This window comes from Acidiphilium sp. MT5 (assembly GCF_054767495.1).
This window is the reverse complement of record NZ_BAABMR010000015.1, coordinates 1-13,202: the sequence shown is the minus strand read 5'-3', so window position 1 is coordinate 13,202 and position 13,202 is coordinate 1. Positions and strand designations below refer to the sequence as shown.

Genomic DNA, 13,202 nt, shown 5'->3' with positions numbered 1-13,202 from the left:
ACGAAAATGGAGCGGCGCAAAATTTAGGGGGCGGGCCGCGTTAACACCCGCGCAACTGTGCGCAGGATCGCAACAATGGCGCGGATCGTGCCGCTCAACGAGCCGGCCACTTTGGAGGTGCCACCGGCGCGGCGGCGATAGGGCAAGGGGCGTTCAAGAATCCGCAGCCCCAACGCCGCCGCGCGTAACTGCATTTCGATGTTCCAGCCATAGCCCATTTCGGTAAGACCAAGCCGGTTCAGCGCATCGCGCCGAATGGCGCGAAAGGCGCACATATCAGAATAAACCACCCCGTAGCGCGCACCCATCACCCACCCCGCCATCCGTCCGGCGAGCAATTGGTGCCAAAGCATCGCCCCTGGCTCGCGCTCCCCCTTGGTGCGCGAGGCGAGGACAAAATCATGGGTGCCCGCCATGATCGGCGCGGTCAATTCACCGAGCAAATCGCCCCGGTCTGCGCCATCGCCATCCAGAAACACAATAACATCACACGCCGGATCAGCCGCAGCCGCCCCCAGCGCGCAGGCCCGGCCATAGCCGCGCCCGGCATCCAGCACCAGCGCCCCCGCCGCACGGGCTTTGGCGCAGGTATCATCAACACTGCCGCCATCCGCCACAATAATCTCGCGAACCATCGCGCGCGGCAATTCGCCAATCACCCCGGTGATGGCAGAAGCTTCATTCAACGTTGGAATCACCACCGCGATCCGCGGGTCAGCTTTCATAGGCTCCAGCGTAAGCCGCAATTCCGGCAGGGTGCCGGCGGCGCATCACCAAGCAACGAAGCCCGAAATTGCTGATAGGCCGGGCCGTTGAAAATCTCCGCCAAGCTCTGGGTCTTGGCATCGCCAAGCGTGTAATTTTCATAGCCACGCGCCGAAAACGGCGCGATGCAGCAGGGCAAAGCGCGGCCATGGGCGGTAAAATACATCAACGACCAAGGGCGGCGGCAGAGCGACCACGGATTTTCCCCTGCACCACGCTGCAAACTCAAGCCCGGCTCAACCGCCCCCGACGCGTCAAGCCGAACCCCGCGCTGCTCGGCCAGTGCCATCGCCGCCGCAATGGCCGCTTCATCGCTCTCACGCGCCCGATCAAACAACGCCTCATCCGCCCGCGCCAACCCCCGTCCGGTGTCATCAAAAACCAAACGCTGCAAATACACCGTTGGGATTCCAATATCGGCGGCCAACGCCACAAAGCGCGGCAACGCCGCAATCGTCTCTTGCAAACCCGTTAGCCAGAGTGACAATTGCGGCGTGGCGTGGCCCGTCTCCGCTTGATACGCGACGAAGCTGCGCAAATTACGAACGATCCGATCAAAATAATCCCGCCCGCGCACCTTCTTAAAATCAGCCGCATCGGCCGCATCCAGCGAAACCCGCAACTCATCAAGCCCGGTCGCGGTCAATGCCTTGGCATGGCGCTTGGTCAGGATCGTGCCGTTAGTATTAAACAACACATAAACCCCGCGCGCCTTGAGATAGCTGATCATCTCCGGCAACGCGTCAACCAGCATCGGCTCACCCACACCATGCAGCACCGCCCGTTGCAGGCTCGGCACCTGATCAACAATGCGCCGGAACAGCGCCATATCCATATCCGCCGGCGGCTCCAGCGCCTCAAAGGTTCGCGGGCAAGTCTCGCACAGCAGATTGCAGCGATTGGTCACTTCAAGATACAGGCAAACCGGCGGCGCTTCGGCAATCGGCTGGCGCTCGATCGCCACATTCTCGAAATAGCGCTGCGGGCTGGCGGTAAATCCGGTCATGGGGCCTCAATCTGTCGCGTCAAAGGGTTTCGCAAGCGCAGTCGGTATCCCAGAATCAAGGTCGGCAAAAACACCAACGCCGGCCAGATGAGTTTACTATGCACCGGGTCAAGATAGAGCAAGAAGGCACTCGCCGTCAGGTATAGACCAGCGATTGTCGGGGTAATACATAACGGCACCACCAGCCAGATAAAATACCACGGATAATGCGGCGTCATCACCAGCGTCAGCGCCGTCGCTAAAAAACCAGCATCAACCGCCAAGCGCCGCGCCCGTTCCGCTTGATCAACCGGCGGCGGCGAGAGCCACACACGCAACCCCAACCAAAGCAACCCAATCGCCGCAAAGCCGAGATACAGCTTCCCCATAATCGGTGGCAGCGCCATCAGCTTCTTCAGCGGCAGCAACCAGAAAATACCAATACCATCGGCAATCCCCTCCTGATGCACGTAGCCAGGCAGGAAGCCGAGCACATGCATGCCAATATCGGCATAGGGCGCGTAGAATAGAACGATCAGCCCGAGCATAATAACCGGAAACCGCCAAACCTTCGGTCGCCATAAAGACGGCATGATCGCGAGTGGCAAAAACTTCGCGAGCACCGCACCGGTGAGCGCCGCCGCCGCCCAGCCCGATCGCCGATGCGCCGCCGCAAGCAGAGCCATTGCCACGAAAGCCACCACAATGGCATCGACATGGCCGTTACCAGCGATCTCCCAAATCAACAAAGGATGCCAAGCGTAAATCAGAATCCAGCTCAATGGCCGGCGCGCCATGCGCAGCAAAGCGAGGAGGGCCAGCATCGCCACCAAGTCAAAACCCGTCATCGCCAAACGCATCGCCAAAATCGACGGATTGATCCGCGCCACCAGCGCAAAAATCGCCTCGGCCACCGGCGGATAGATGGTGCGGGCGGTATGTTTGCGATTGATCCCCGGATAAATCGCTGGGGTCCGCAAAAAAGCGAGCTGCGGCGCGTCAGGCTTGTAGCGATACGGGTTGATCCCCGCATCCTGCACCATCCCGTCCCAGACATAACGATGAATATCGGTGGAGAGAAATGACGGTGTCGCCAGCACCACCGCACGCATCGTGAGCGCAAGACCAATAATCACCAACAGGCTGCGCCGCGGCAACGCAACGCGGCACACCAGCCACACCGCGATCCCATATAAAATGCCCTCGGCGGCCATCAGCATCACAAAATCGCGCAACAGCCCGTTAGAGCCGATACCAAGCTGGCCGGGAATATGGAGCGATGCGGCAATGACATCGAGGCCGATCAGCATGACGCCAATCAGGGTTAGCATGATCAGTGAAAAACCAGTTGGCGCCCCCCGGGCGGCAAGGTTCATGCCGCCAGCCCAAAGCGCTGCAGAACCAGGGCGCTGCACGGCGCAACCTCAGCGCCTGTTGCAAGCGCCACGGAGAGTCGCGTCAACGCGGCTTGATCATCAATATCATACCAGGGCGGCAGCATGGCGCACTCAAGCCCGATCGCGGCCGCACGGGCGCGCGTTTCCGCCGCAACGATTTCAGTGCTCCAATGAATATCCCGAAAAATCGCCGCATGCGCTGCCTTCAAGCCGATCAAATAATAGCCACCATCCTCGGCAGGCCCCAGCACCAAACGATCACCGGGGCGGGCCAGCAGCGCCGCCGCTTCAGCCAGCACCGCCGCCGGCAGCGAGGGGCTGTCCGCGCTAATCAGGCAAACCCCCGGATGGCCCTGGCTAAGCAGGCTGCGGGTCGCGTGCAGCAGGCTGCGGCCAATCCCGGTCACGCCAGGATCGTCGATCAAAGCGCCATCCGCCAACACGAAATCAACATCATCGCCAACAATCGTGCGCATCAGCGCCTCACTGCCCACCGGCATATAAGCAATGTAAGGCTGAACCGGCACCCGGTTCGCGACCGCCCGCACCACAGCGATGCTGTCCACTAAAAAGCTTTCGCCAAGCTGCGTCGCCTGCTCTTGGGTTAATGGCGGAACCAGCCGGGTCTTGACCCGCCCGAGCTGCGGTGCCTTGGCCATGACGGCAAAGGCCAGTCGCTGATCCTGGTGCGTCGCGCCATCAAGCAAGAAACAAACGCCTCAATTGCGCCGACCGCGATGGGTTCGCATTCAGCGCGTCAGCCCCCAACACGCGACCCGGCGGGTCGAGCCAAAACAACGCCATGATGATCAGCAAAAAGAAATAGGTCCAAGGCCATTCACCCGGCGTGGAGTATTCACCCAACCATAAATTCACCCCCATCAAAATGCCGAGCAACGCGCCAAACCGCGAGAAAATCCCCAGCATCAACGAGACCCCAATCGCCACTTCGAAACCATAAACCACCGGACCGAAGAAGCCGATATTGGGCAGCACCAAATCCTTGATCAACAATGATTGCAGCGGCACGGCGGCATGCGCCACCTCCTGCTTCATCCAATAGATCAACCCGCCCTCTTGGGGTGGAATTTTCCATAGCGATTGCTGCCACCACATTGTGCCGGTGAAAAACCGTAGGATCAGAATGCCCAACGCATGACCGGTGCGCTGCGCCGGGTCGCGTCGCCAAACCATCACAGCGATGCCAATCGCTGCGATCAGCAGCAACCAGTAAATCAGCGTAAACACGCTTGGCTTGGTCAGAAAGCTAAAGACATCACTTATAGGATTCGGGCGCATGGTAAATCCTCTGCATATCGACTGTTACGGGATAAGGCGTTTGAGGGGATTAATCTAGAGCTATTCGTTAGCCATCGCGCACCAACGCTGGCGCGGCGGACAGGGTATGATCCTCGGTGCGGAGCAGGGTGTTGCGATCACCCGTAATCAGCCGGGTGCCACGCCCCAACGTCAGGTAAGCCCAGAACCACTCGATCATCACACTCAGCCGGTTCCTCGCGCCCGCCAGAAACAGGACATGAATTCCACCCCAGAGCCACCAGGCCAGCGGCCCCGAAAGCTTGATCCAGCCAAAATCCACCACCGCCGCACGGCGCCCGATGGTGGCAAGGCTGCCCGCGTGCCGATACCGGAACGCAGGCGGCGGCGCCTTGCCTTCCAGCCGCGCGCGGATCACCGCCGCCACATAATGCCCGCCCTGCTTTGCCGCCGGCGCCAGACCTGGCACCGGCTTGCCCTCCCATCCATGGGCAAGCGCCGTGTCACCAATCGCAAAAATCTCGGGCTGGTCAGGCACCGATAAATCCGGCCCAACCACCAGCCGGCCCGCCCGGTCCGCCGCAGCGCCGAGCCAAGCCGCCGCTGGCGACGCGGCAACACCAGCCGCCCAGAACGTGGTGCGGCACGCAATGCGCTGATCACCAACCAGAAGCCCATCGCGATCCACCGCGCCGACCATGGCATCCGTCCGCACTTCGACACCGGCGGCTTTAAGCGCTTGCGCCGCAGCCGCCGACAGCGATTCCGGCAGGGTCGGCAAAACGCGATCGCCCGCCTGAAACAAAATCACCCTGGCCTGCGCCGGATCGATCGCGCGGAACTCCTGCGCAAGCCCATGGCGCGCTAACTCAGCGATGGCACCGGCCAGCTCAACCCCCGTTGGCCCACCGCCAATAATTGCAAAGGTGAGCAACGCCTCGCGCTCATCCGCGTCCTGCGCATTCTCGGCCCGCTCGAAGGCCAGGAGAATGCGACGGCGCACATCGGTGGCATCGTCAATCGTCTTCAGCCCCGGCGCATAAGGTTCCCAAGCATCATGACCGAAATAGGCGTGCTTCGCACCGGTGGCGATAACGAGCGTGTCATAGCCAATCGAATCGCCATCCGCCGTGCGCACCCTCTTCGTCAAAGGATCGACGGCCTCAACCCGACCAAATAAAATTCGGGCATTCGCCTGATCGCGAAACAGGCCACGGATCGGCACGGCGATGTCAGACGGCGAGAGGCCCCCCGTTGCGACCTGGTAGAGCAGCGGTTGGAACAAATGATAATTATGCTGGTCAATCAGGGTCACCGCACAATCGCAAGTGCGGAGTGACTTCGCCGCTGCGATGCCGCCAAACCCGCCCCCGATGATCACGACCCGATGCTGCGCTGTGACGCTGCGCACGGCACCAGACCATCGGCGCTGCAGGTGCGGCAGCAGCCGATCCATGATCACCCCATCCACCGAAAGGCGGCCAGGACCATAAACCGCGATCACCACCACCAACAGGGTTCGTGCCAATTGCACCGCCGAAGGGTCCACCATCATCGTCATCGCGGCAACACCCAGCAGCGGCAAGGCCGCCACGCGGGTGAGCAGACCGAGCGCCAGAACCAACGCCCATGCCATGCTCCCCGCCGTCCCAAACTCGGTCACCACACGTGCAGCGAGGGTCAAACGCACCGCCAGCAGCATGATTGGCGTGCCAATCGATTTCAGCCCACCCAACACCCGGCCGACAAGGGCCGCAAAAGGCAACGCCGTGTCAAAAATCCCGCGCGCCAATGCCCGATCAAGCGATAACGGCCCAGCGCCGACAATCAGATACCATCCGAACAGCAGAGCCAGATCAAGCTGAGCCAAGGGTGGCACACCATGCGCCTGCAAAGCCTGGATGATGACGAGAGCCATTGGCAGCGCAACAATCCGGGTGCCAAGCCCCATGGCCAGGAGCGGCGGGCCGAGAATCTCAACAATCGTCACCGTAGGATGCGCGTTCATCCGCAACATCGGAAAGGCACTCATCGACCCACCCAGCGACCCACCCATCGACGCGCCCATCGGCGCATCGCTGAACGAGCGCGCCGCCGCCGGCAGCCAAACCAGTTGGGCGAGCCAAAGACGAACCGTCAGGTCAAAAAACGGCGCGATGATCGATTGCGTGAACCGGAGCACAGCACGCCCGCGCTCGAACGCGCGCATCAAGTCAACAACTCTGTGCTTACCGCCAAAGCTCTGGATCACGCCCCACTCCGATCATGCTCATCGCCTTCATAAAGACGATGATGACCGGTCAGGATGCCTGCGTCGAGGTATCAAAACGATACCGCAAAGGCATAGTCACATCAGCGGCGCGCCATCACGCCATGACCTAGACGGATCAACCCGTTAAGGCGCGTGCGGTCACGGTGAGCAGCGCCAGCGCGTCATGCGCGCCGTTGCCCTCGCCTTTTTCGAAATCACCCTCAATCTGGGCCATCTGGTTGGTAACATGGGCGAAACATAACACCGCCTTGTCGCGCGCCTCGGCGAACGCGTAAAGAGCGGCGGCTTCCATCTCAACGGCCAGAATCCCCGCCGCGCGCGCGGCGTTGACCGCCGCCTCGGTTTCGCGGAATGGAGCATCGGTGGTCCAACTCGCCCCTCGATATACCGACAATCCCGCTGCATCCAACGCGGCCATCGCGGGTCCGGTCAGGGCCGGGTTCGCCGCCACAAAGGGCGCTGCCGGCAGATAATGATAGCTCGTGCCCTCATCGCGCAGCGCCTGATCGATCAGCACAAAATAAGGGGCAGGACCGCGTGCGATGATCTGTCCCGCCGAGGTTAGGCTGATTAACAGGCGGCATCCTGAGACAAAGGCTTGTTCAGCCACGAGCACGGCAAAAGCGCTGCCAACCGCGCAGCCGACAATGCCAAAAGTGACGCCCTCATGGGTGAAGGTGAACATATCGGTATGATAACAAGCCCAGTACGGGCAGCGCACCAGACGGTTGGCAGCACGCAGCGCGCGCACCAAATCACCATCAGGATCAAGCACACAAATCTCAGGGATCGGCCCGGCGTCGAGATTTTTCTGCCGCCTTGCTTCGCGCAGCAGGTTTTCCGGTTGAAATATTGAGGGCGCCGAATAATTCTTGCCGTGCAAAAGCGGGAGTTTCTCTAAGTCCATGGCCAATCTCTATCTCTGGAAAATGAAACGCACAGCATGGCAGGTCAGTGGCGATACCATGCGCCATCTTATGCGGCGATCCAAGCTGTGGCAAATTCGTTGCCGTAATAACGACACGTTAACTCCAATAATTTACCAAGCCAAGCACCGCCTTAGTCAGCGTCTCGCCTCGCTTGATTGAGCGTGAGGTCCAGCGCCTCGTGGAGCGACAAGGTGGCCCCTTGCGCCATCAGCGCGGCGCGAGTTTCCGCGGGCAGCGTGCCCGCCACCGCCGCCGCTTCGAACTGTGCCATCAGCGCATCCCACACCCGCTGCTCAGTGGGGTCCATGGTCTGTTGATGCGCGGCGTAAAAATGCGCGGTGTGTCCGGCGAGTTGTGCCGCGCCCGCCAGCGCGCCCGCCCGTGCCGCCAGCAGCGCCAAGCTGCCGGTGAAGCACGCGCCGATCAGGTGATCCTCCATCTCGATGACCAAGGGCACCGCCTCCCGCGCTGCCTGCGAAGCCGCCGCATCATCTCCCACCAGCAGCGCATAGCTGGTCAGGTTCAAAAGGCTGTTGGTGAGAATCCCCCAGTTGCGCCCGGTGCGGCTCAGAGAAACGTTGCGCTTTGCGCTCGCGATCGCATCACCATAATTGCCAAGACTGGCCTGGAGTTCAGCGAGGTTGACGGAGACATTGAGCACCCCGTTCTGGTCGTTGAATTTTTCATGAATCGCCAAAGAAGCCGCATAATCCCGGCGAGCCACTTCCATCGCCGCCGCGTCCGAACTCGCGAGATGTTGATACCGCGCGAGATCGTCCAGCATCCCCGCTTTGATCAGGTTTGGCTTCATGGTCGGCAACATCGCGCGCGCCGCTTCGGCAGAGCGCCGCGCCCCAGCCTCATCCCCCGCGCGGAGGAGCAAAAATGCAGTCGTGGCCGCTGCCGACCCGGCCAAAGTGCTGTCTTGCAGCGTCTCATACAAAGTCCGCTCTGTCTCAGACGCGCTCGCCTGCGCCCGCGCACCCGCAGATTGATCGCCTGACAGAGCACTCCAGAGCCGGGCCGCATCTTTGGTCGGCGTGTCCGGCGTCAGCTTGGTAATCGCTTCTCGCGCAAAAGTGAGAAAAGTGGGGGTCGCGAGCAAAGCCTGCACCCGTAGCGGCCCCAAGCGCGCCGCGAGGGCAATCGCAATCGCGTCATCCCCCGCATCGCTAAACGCCCACTCCAGCGCCGCCAGCAAATTCTCAATCTCTGGCTCCACCGAAGCCCGCCAAATCAGCGCGTCGGTATCCGGAGCACAATCCCGCGCCGCACCAAACAATGTGACCATATGCTCAGCATGGGCCCGCTGCAAAGAAGCTGTCTCGCCCGCCTGCGCCAAGGCTTCCAGCGCATAAGCCCGCATGCTGTCCAACAGCCGGTAGCGCGGTTCTTCGCCCGCCGCCGGCAGCCGCGTCACCAGCGATTTATCCAGCAGGCTCGCCACCAAATCCAGCACTTCCAGCGCCTCAATTTCGCGCCCCGCCAGCACCGCCTCCGCGGCGGAAAGGTCAAAACTGCCCGCAAACACCCCCAGCCGCCGGAACGCAATTCGCTCCTGCTCGCTCAGCAGCGCAAAACTCCAATCAATCAGCGCCCGCAACGTCTGCTGTCGCGGCAAATGGGTGCGCGCCCCACCCGTCAGCAGCCGGAACCGATCATTCAGCCGCGCCAGCAAATCCTTTGGCCGCATCATCCGAATACGCGCCGCCGCCAACTCAATCGCCAAGGCAATCCCGTCCAGTCGCTGGCAAATCGCGGCAATATCCGCCGCATTATCCGCCGCCAGCGCAAAGCCCGGCTGCACCAAATTGGCGCGCGCCACGAATAATTCGATACCGGCATAGGTCGCAGCATCCGCAACCGTCATCCCCGCAATCGCGTCCGGTTCCGGCACCGCGAGGGTGGGCAGAGCAAAACTTTGCTCGCCCGGCACCCCCAGCGGGCTGCGGCTGGTGGCCAGGATCGTCACACCCGGATTGCGCCGCAAAACCGCATCCGCCAGCGCCGCCGCCGCCTCAATCAAATGCTCGCAATTATCCAGAATAATCAGCATCGAGGCCCCGCGCAGCGCCGATGCAAATTGCTCCGCCGCATTCCCGCCGCCGCTGAGCGTGATGTTCAGCGCCGCCGCCGCACTCGACGCCACCTGCTCGCCCTGGCTTACCCCCGCCAGCTCCACCAGCCACACCCCGTCCGCATAGTTCTCCAGCGCCTCTGCAGCGCTCTGCAGCGCGAGTCGGGTTTTGCCAATCCCGCCAGGGCCCAGCACGGTCACCAGCCTGTGCCGCGCCAGCAGGCCGCGCACATCCGCAAGCGCGCCCTCCCGGCCAATCAGCGTGCTCGTCTGCTCGGGCAGATTATGCGGCCTGGCATTCAGCGTCCGCAGCGGCGGAAACCCTGTCGCCAATCCCGGCCCAGTAAGCTGGAAAATTTCTTCACCTTGGCCCAGATCCTTCAGCCGATGCATCCCCAGGCTCTGCAGCGCATAAGGCTCTGGCACGCCACCCGCCCCCGCCACCGCCGCCGAGACCAGAATTTGCCCACCATGCCCCGCCGCCATAATCCGCGCGGTGCGCACTAAAGTCAGGCCAAAATAATCATCATCCCGAAATTCCGCCGGCCCGGTATGCACGCCAATGCGGAATTTTAACCCGCCCACCGCCGCAAAATTTTCTCCGCCCAAGCGCGTCTGCAGTAAGGCTGCCGCCGTCAGCGCCGCCTGCACCCCCGCAAACACCGCGCAGCCACCATCGCCGGTGGTCTTGAATACCGCACCGCCCGCCGCCGCCACCCCCTCGCGCAGCAGCGCGTTATGCCGCGCCATCGCCGCCCCCATCGCATCCGGATAGCGCACCCAGCGCTGGGTGGAGCCTTCAATATCGGTGAATAAGAACACGTCAAGCGCGTCCGCACGCGCATTAATATCAATCAAATGACCCATCAGGCTTCCAGTCAGCGCGGCGGCATGAAATAATGCCCGCGCCACCATACCGGACGCGTCGTTCGCGAGGCAAACGAAAATGAGAGGTCAGCGACGACATGAGGGGCGCAGAAGACGCAACGCATGTTCCGCCCGAAATGACATCGCCTCGCAGTCCGATCATTCCGCTACAGTCGAGTCAACGCGTTCTCGCTATGGACCGATGATATCGCCACCCTTGCCGCCTGAACAATCGCATCGCGTCAAACCGCGCCTCATCCGGTCAACCTAACAATGCTTCAATCATCCCACGCTCGAAACCTATCGCAGATTGCCCTGTTTGCCACCACAAAGTGCGGAATGACGCAGAACTTGGCCCCGATACTGGCATAAATGGCACGCCCGGGGGCCGGTAATGCCAGAACTTGACCGGCGCCGACTGATGCACCCGCACCTGCGCCGCTGCCATACAGGCCGCCCGCGGAGACATACTCGAAAGGATTGTATTGCAAGCCGACCAGATTATCGATCTCGACCTGCAGTGTTAGAAGCTTCAGATGCCCTTCCAATCCATCAACCGGAACGTAGGCTTTGGCCGACAGGTTGATGACCCCATAAGGCGCGATGCCGAGATTGCTGGTAATGTTCTGGCTATCATCATACATTTTTTGCGCGCCGACATATTGGTAGACAACGCGCGGTTCAATCAGCGTCGATCCAACAAACACCTTGTAATATGCGCCAATATTAAACGTCATATTCGGCGTATAAGAGACAGGCACCCCATGAACCGTTCCAGCGGCGTTCGTGAAATCCTTGAAAAATGCGTGGGTAAATGCCGCATTCGCAAAAACGTGCAAATTGGCGACCGGAGAGCCATCAGCGTAGATGTTTGCACCGTTGTAGACCGACGATCCGAACGCGATGAGCGAGCCAAAACTTGCCAGTGCCGTCGGCAGGGTTTCGTGTGAAAATGCTAAATGATAAAGATTGGCACCCGCCGAAATGTCACGCGCCATGCCAATCCGGTCCCAATGCAGCTTGGCACCGATCTGGTAATCATCACCCTGTTCAAGCTCGACATTGGAGGCTGCGATCGCGACATAGGGTCCGACGCCGCCACCGTTTTCCGGTTCGCGATAGGCCCGCGCATAGCTTCCATAGATCGCAAGCCAGGGCTGCACCCGCCAATTAATGCCAAGCGACGGCTCGACGCGTGAAAACGTCTTGCCTACGGCTGTCGGCGGAAAATTCACCGCGGCCTGATCCCCGCCCGGATTGAGTATATATGCCTCCGGAAACGTTACGGACTCATTCGGGGTAAAATTAATCGAATAATTGATGAAACGGACGCCCGGCGTAATGGTGAGATTCGGAAGCGGGCTAATCGCATCCTGCACGAAGGCTGCACTATCGATCTGGCGGAACGTATCGCTGAAATATGGGCCGTTGGGTATCGACGCTGAGCCGACTGCAGTCGTCGGGAACGGCGCGCCGGCAAATCCTAGATTTGGATTCCAGAGATCCTCCTGCGAATGATATTTATTCACCTGCACGAAGCCGCCGACATCGATGTCATGATACGCTGGCTTGAGATTGAACCAGAATTTATCGCCAAACAACCGGCTGTAAGGGGAGTTGGTCTCCTCAAGGGTGGTGCTGCCAGGCGCATAATCGTGTAACGGGGTCAGATGCAGGCGAGATTCGCGCACGAAATAGGTCAAGTTATGGAACGTCGTGATTGCGTTTAGATCGAGCGTGAGTTTGCCGTAGGCGAGTGCGATCTGGTTGCGGTCGACCTTGCGGTTCACCGAACCCGGGAGAGCCGTATAATAGCCCGTGGTCGCCTCGCTGTACGGCGCACCCAGTTGCTCGAAACCGTTGATCGAGACGCCGGGGATCGGCGTCAGCGGGATGGCGAGCGGCCGATACGCGGAACTGCGCGCCGCATAACCGCCGATGCTGAAACTGCCACCGTCGAAATTCCGTTTTGCCTTGAACAGATAAGAGTAGTTGTTATTCAGCAGCATGATCGCCGATGATTCCCCGGCATCGACCCGATGGGCAGGGAAGCAAAAAACAGCCCCAAAGGACCGTTCTAACCCACTGATTTCCTTGATAAAATCTGGAGCGGGCGATGGGATTCGAACCCACGACCCCAACCTTGGCAAAGTGGCCGAAAGGAATGCGCTAGAGTATCCGACGCTCTTCTATCCCACTATTAATTATTATTTTTCAATATGTTCATTATTAAGCACTCTGCCGTCGATATCCAAAAATATCCTCCGACTTTTTTCAAAATGCTTGGAATCAGCTCTGGAAGGAGGTAGAGTGGGCGACTTCTAAGCAAATTTCCTGTAGGTAATTGATATGACTGGAGAAAAACTGACAAAGCGTTTTGTCGACGCGCTCACCGCTCCGAAACCTTCCAGAGTTGGGGTCAAGGTTCGGGAGCGCTTCGTGTGGGATCGCGAGCTTAAAGGCTTCGGCGTCCAAGTGATGCCGACGGGTTTGAAAAGCTTCGTCTGAGCTGCTGCCGGTTTGATGGACACCATCCTAAGCCGAATCTGCCATTCGTTCGAATTCCATAGGACTGAGATATCCGATCGTCGAGTGGCGGCGTCGTGGATTGTAGAACCGCTCGATATAGTCG

At 60.3% G+C, this 13,202-nt stretch carries 11 protein-coding genes; 1 reads left to right on the top strand and 10 read right to left on the bottom strand.

Features of this window, described 5'->3' with window-relative positions:
• Nucleotides 1-23: 23 nt before the first annotated feature.
• From ACYUCQ_RS14620 to ACYUCQ_RS14580, 9 genes are all read right to left on the bottom strand, one after another.
• Nucleotides 24-725, bottom strand: coding sequence for a glycosyltransferase family 2 protein (locus tag ACYUCQ_RS14620; protein ID WP_460255291.1), 702 nt, complete (start codon nt 723-725; stop codon nt 24-26).
• Nucleotides 722-1,771, bottom strand: a complete 1,050-nt coding sequence (locus tag ACYUCQ_RS14615; protein WP_460255290.1) for a radical SAM protein — start codon at nt 1,769-1,771, stop codon at nt 722-724. The genes ACYUCQ_RS14620 and ACYUCQ_RS14615 overlap by 4 nt, the downstream gene beginning before the upstream one ends.
• Entirely contained in the window at nt 1,768-3,126 is a 1,359-nt protein-coding gene (locus tag ACYUCQ_RS14610) for a hypothetical protein (protein ID WP_460255289.1), read from the bottom strand. The genes ACYUCQ_RS14615 and ACYUCQ_RS14610 overlap by 4 nt, the downstream gene beginning before the upstream one ends.
• Nucleotides 3,123-3,854 carry a TIGR04282 family arsenosugar biosynthesis glycosyltransferase gene (locus tag ACYUCQ_RS14605; RefSeq protein ID WP_460255288.1) on the bottom strand — a complete coding sequence of 244 codons (732 nt, stop codon included), beginning with the start codon at nt 3,852-3,854 and terminating at the stop codon, nt 3,123-3,125. Before ACYUCQ_RS14605 ends, ACYUCQ_RS14610 begins: the two co-directional genes overlap by 4 nt.
• On the bottom strand, nt 3,847-4,446 hold the full coding sequence (locus ACYUCQ_RS14600; protein ID WP_460255287.1) for a hypothetical protein: 600 nt from the start codon (nt 4,444-4,446) through the stop codon (nt 3,847-3,849). Before ACYUCQ_RS14600 ends, ACYUCQ_RS14605 begins: the two co-directional genes overlap by 8 nt.
• Nucleotides 4,447-4,513: 67 nt before the next feature.
• Entirely contained in the window at nt 4,514-6,634 is a 2,121-nt protein-coding gene (locus ACYUCQ_RS14595) for an FAD-dependent oxidoreductase (RefSeq protein WP_460255286.1), read from the bottom strand.
• Between the two features lie 178 nt (nt 6,635-6,812).
• Nucleotides 6,813-7,604, bottom strand: a complete 792-nt coding sequence (locus tag ACYUCQ_RS14590; RefSeq protein ID WP_460255285.1) for a nucleoside phosphorylase — start codon at nt 7,602-7,604, stop codon at nt 6,813-6,815.
• A gap of 152 nt (nt 7,605-7,756) precedes the next feature.
• Entirely contained in the window at nt 7,757-10,570 is a 2,814-nt protein-coding gene (locus ACYUCQ_RS14585) for an adenylate/guanylate cyclase domain-containing protein (protein WP_460255284.1), read from the bottom strand.
• Between the two features lie 278 nt (nt 10,571-10,848).
• Nucleotides 10,849-12,579: a TonB-dependent receptor domain-containing protein gene (locus ACYUCQ_RS14580; protein WP_460255283.1), complete on the bottom strand. Its 1,731-nt coding sequence runs from the start codon at nt 12,577-12,579 to the stop codon at nt 10,849-10,851.
• Between the two features lie 340 nt (nt 12,580-12,919).
• On the opposite strand from ACYUCQ_RS14580, the gene ACYUCQ_RS14575 reads away from it, so the two are divergent.
• Nucleotides 12,920-13,078 (top strand): hypothetical protein, encoded by a 159-nt coding sequence (locus ACYUCQ_RS14575; protein ID WP_460255282.1) that lies wholly within the window; start codon nt 12,920-12,922, stop codon nt 13,076-13,078.
• Nucleotides 13,079-13,105: 27 nt separating this feature from the next.
• Here ACYUCQ_RS14575 and ACYUCQ_RS14570 read toward each other — a convergent pair.
• Nucleotides 13,106-13,202, bottom strand: a 97-nt coding sequence (locus tag ACYUCQ_RS14570; protein ID WP_460255340.1) for an IS3 family transposase, incomplete at its 5' end; no start/stop codon positions are given.

What these genes read in the sequence shown, in the direction of transcription:
- ACYUCQ_RS14620 (WP_460255291.1), bottom strand. Translation starts at nt 725, where the DNA reads ATGAAAGCTGACCCGCGGATCGCGGTGGTGATTCCAACGTTGAATGAA.
- ACYUCQ_RS14615 (WP_460255290.1), bottom strand. Translation starts at nt 1,771, where the DNA reads ATGACCGGATTTACCGCCAGCCCGCAGCGCTATTTCGAGAATGTGGCG.
- ACYUCQ_RS14610 (WP_460255289.1), bottom strand. Translation starts at nt 3,126, where the DNA reads ATGAACCTTGCCGCCCGGGGGGCGCCAACTGGTTTTTCACTGATCATG.
- ACYUCQ_RS14600 (WP_460255287.1), bottom strand. Translation starts at nt 4,446, where the DNA reads ATGCGCCCGAATCCTATAAGTGATGTCTTTAGCTTTCTGACCAAGCCA.
- ACYUCQ_RS14595 (WP_460255286.1), bottom strand. Translation starts at nt 6,634, where the DNA reads ATGCGCGCGTTCGAGCGCGGGCGTGCTGTGCTCCGGTTCACGCAATCG.
- ACYUCQ_RS14590 (WP_460255285.1), bottom strand. Translation starts at nt 7,604, where the DNA reads ATGGACTTAGAGAAACTCCCGCTTTTGCACGGCAAGAATTATTCGGCG.
- ACYUCQ_RS14585 (WP_460255284.1), bottom strand. Translation starts at nt 10,570, where the DNA reads ATGGGTCATTTGATTGATATTAATGCGCGTGCGGACGCGCTTGACGTG.
- ACYUCQ_RS14580 (WP_460255283.1), bottom strand. Translation starts at nt 12,579, where the DNA reads ATGCTGCTGAATAACAACTACTCTTATCTGTTCAAGGCAAAACGGAAT.
- ACYUCQ_RS14575 (WP_460255282.1), top strand. Translation starts at nt 12,920, where the DNA reads ATGACTGGAGAAAAACTGACAAAGCGTTTTGTCGACGCGCTCACCGCT.